This is a genomic window from Pedobacter sp. 01N416, from assembly GCF_056399685.1.
On the sequence record NZ_JBFTRT010000622.1, the window covers coordinates 1 to 2,816 of the forward strand.

Below are 2,816 nucleotides of genomic sequence, written 5' to 3' on the forward strand. Positions count from 1 at the left end.
TGGATCAGGTAATGCCTGCCAGATCTAACCCTTCGCCGATTGCCGGGAATGACTGTTCCTGATAACATTTTGATTATAATTTTCGTAATCATCCTAATGTATTTCGGAGAATCCTCATATTTACAATCAATAAAAAGGATCCACAATCCGTTCATCGTATTGTATTGTATACTTGCTTTCATTTATGAAGCTTATTAAAGATGATTACTTAGGAATGCCCGTTTTATAAACTGAAGCCCCAGGCGATTCTGAAGCCTACAAAGTTGTTCGTATGGTCGCAGTGATAGAATTTGCCATTGCTTTCATAGCGTAATCCTGTATCGATATAATTATTGTTGTGCAGATAAAATATCATCCCTGCCTGTGGCGCGTATACAAACGCAGCTTTTTTGCCCTCAACACAATTTGTTTTATTTAAAAGGAAGGAGAAACCTATTTCCGACTGCAGATAAAGATTACTTCTGTAGAAATATTTTAAGCCTGCTTTAACTGGTACAAGCTGTAAATCATCTACCAGGTGGGAGTAGTTGCCCGATACAAAAATGTTATTGAATCCGGTATTTACCGAGGCATATAAAATGCTTTCAGTGATGGGAAATTCTGCCTGAACGGAAACGCCAAGCGGTGCCTCGTACTTTTTGGCCAAATAGCCAGTAGCCAAACCTGTTTCAATACCAACAGAATACCGGATACCGGTACCACCATAAACCTGCGATTGTGCTTTGGCGCCTTGAAAAGCAAACAATGGCAACAGTAGAGTTAGTGCGTTAATTGTTTTCATGATTTCGAAATTTTAGTGAATAGAAATCCATCACCATAATTGTACTTATGGTGAATTATTTAGAGAGATACTATAAAAAAAAGGGAGAGTTCACCGGGGATGGTAAACCCTAAGAAGATATGGGTTTAAAATAAATTAAAATACCAGCGATGGCTTAAGAAATAGACCGATTGTTATTTCTTGGCATAGTATGATGTGCAACCGTTTCAGAAACACTCTTATCTATGTTGTTATTGCTTAATATTTCGTTGTATTTTTCAAGTAACTTGATGTATTTATTCATCCAGAAGTATACAGAATTCGCATCACCTTTGGTTTGATCCCCTGTATGTGCATCTAAAGCTTCGTGGATATAGTTACTGTTTTTAGCAAAAGTTTCGGGTAACTCAACAGAAAAATCGTGACCGATTACGGTACCCACTTTCCAAATAATTTCAGGGTTTAGACTTTTCTGATCAAACCAATTGTAAATAGTTCTTCTACTTACATTTAATTTCCGGGATAATTCACTTATCCCCATTCTATCTCTGCGTACAACACGCTCAAGAACTTGGCCTACATTTAAACTCATAGCAGTTAATTTAATTTAAAATAAAACATTTAAACTCGATCAACAATCTGGGACGACTATTACTATTTAATGCAATTTAATAATTATTTCACGAACAAAAGTAAAATAATTTTATTAGGGTATTTTTACGGTAATTAATTGGCAACCAACAGGTCTAATTCTTCAAATCTTGAATTATTACTGATGTAATCGGGTATAATTTCTTTCATTTTTTTCACCATATTCAAATCGTTGCCATCGTTATTCAGCACTATCAGATCTTTAATAATCTGATTAACGTACAAATAATTGTAAGCTACTTTTTGCGATATTTTAATTTTTGGATGATGGGTGGGTATAATTTCTTCGTCAATAAGCAAAAGCTCTTCATACAGCTTCTCTCCTGRCCTTAAACCTGTAAACACAATATCGACATCCACATAAGGTGTTAAACCCGCTAATTTGATCATATTTACAGCTAAATCGACAATCTTAACTGGCTTACCCATATCGAAAAGGTATATCTCTCCCCCTTTACCCATTGCTCCGGCTTCCATTACCAATTGAACGGCCTCCGGAATCGTCATAAAATAGCGGGTAATTTCCGGATCGGTTACTGTTATAGGCCCCCTTTTTTCTATCTGGCTTTTAAACCTCGGAATAACAGAGCCATTTGAGCCTAAAACATTTCCGAAACGGGTAGTTACAAAACGGGTGCGCGAAGCTTGTGTGGTAATTTCACCAGTTGAAATAATCTCAGGACTGTTTAGTGACTGAATATAAATTTCGGCCAAACGTTTAGATGCCCCCATTACATTGGTTGGCTTAACGGCTTTATCGGTCGAAATCATTACAAACTTTTCTACGCCAAATTCCATTGATATATCGGCCATGTTTTTAGTGCCCAGTACATTGGTTAAAATGGCCTCAGCTGGATTATTCTCCATCATGGGAACATGTYTGTAAGCCGCAGCATGGAAAACAATTTCAGGTTTATAGAGTTCGAATAATGTTCTGATCCGGTTTAAATTCTGCACATTGGCCATAAATATCTTCACGTTCGCGTCCTGGAAGTTATCTTCCAGTTCGAGTTTTAAATCGTGAAGCGGTGTTTCTGCCTGGTCGCAGAGAATTACAGATTTAGGATTGTACTGTAAGGCCTGCCGAACAATCTCCGATCCGATAGAACCCGCAGCGCCTGTAACTAAAATACATTTACCGCTTAAATCTTTAAGAATATTCTTTTTATTGAGCTTAATCGGTTCACGTTCCAGCAGATCTTCAATTTTCAGATCACGTAATTGGTGCGAATCCAACTTCCCGTACAACCATTTATCTGATGGTGGCACCATAATTACTTTCATACCTTCGTTAACACAGATATCGATAATTTTCTTTTTATTTAAAGTGTTTAGTGCATCTTCTGCAAAAAGTATCTTTTTTATATTGTGTTTTTCTTTTAATAACGCTACCGAGCAAGAGTGG

Annotated in this window: 4 protein-coding genes; all 4 read right to left on the bottom strand. The window is 36.9% G+C overall.

The window, feature by feature from the left end; genetic code table 11:
* Positions 1-182, bottom strand: a 182-nt coding sequence (locus AC1DND_RS24775; protein ID WP_477585220.1) for a hypothetical protein, incomplete at its 3' end; no start/stop codon positions are given.
* Between the two features lie 41 nt (positions 183-223).
* Complete coding sequence (locus AC1DND_RS24780) at positions 224-781, bottom strand: hypothetical protein (protein ID WP_477585221.1); 558 nt, start codon at positions 779-781, stop codon at positions 224-226.
* A gap of 154 nt (positions 782-935) precedes the next feature.
* Positions 936-1,352, bottom strand: coding sequence for a helix-turn-helix domain-containing protein (locus AC1DND_RS24785; RefSeq protein WP_051691792.1), 417 nt, complete (start codon positions 1,350-1,352; stop codon positions 936-938).
* A 134-nt stretch (positions 1,353-1,486) separates the two neighbouring features.
* Positions 1,487-2,816 (bottom strand): UDP-N-acetylglucosamine 4,6-dehydratase family protein (locus tag AC1DND_RS24790; RefSeq protein ID WP_477585222.1); only part of this gene is annotated, 1,330 nt, incomplete at its 5' end.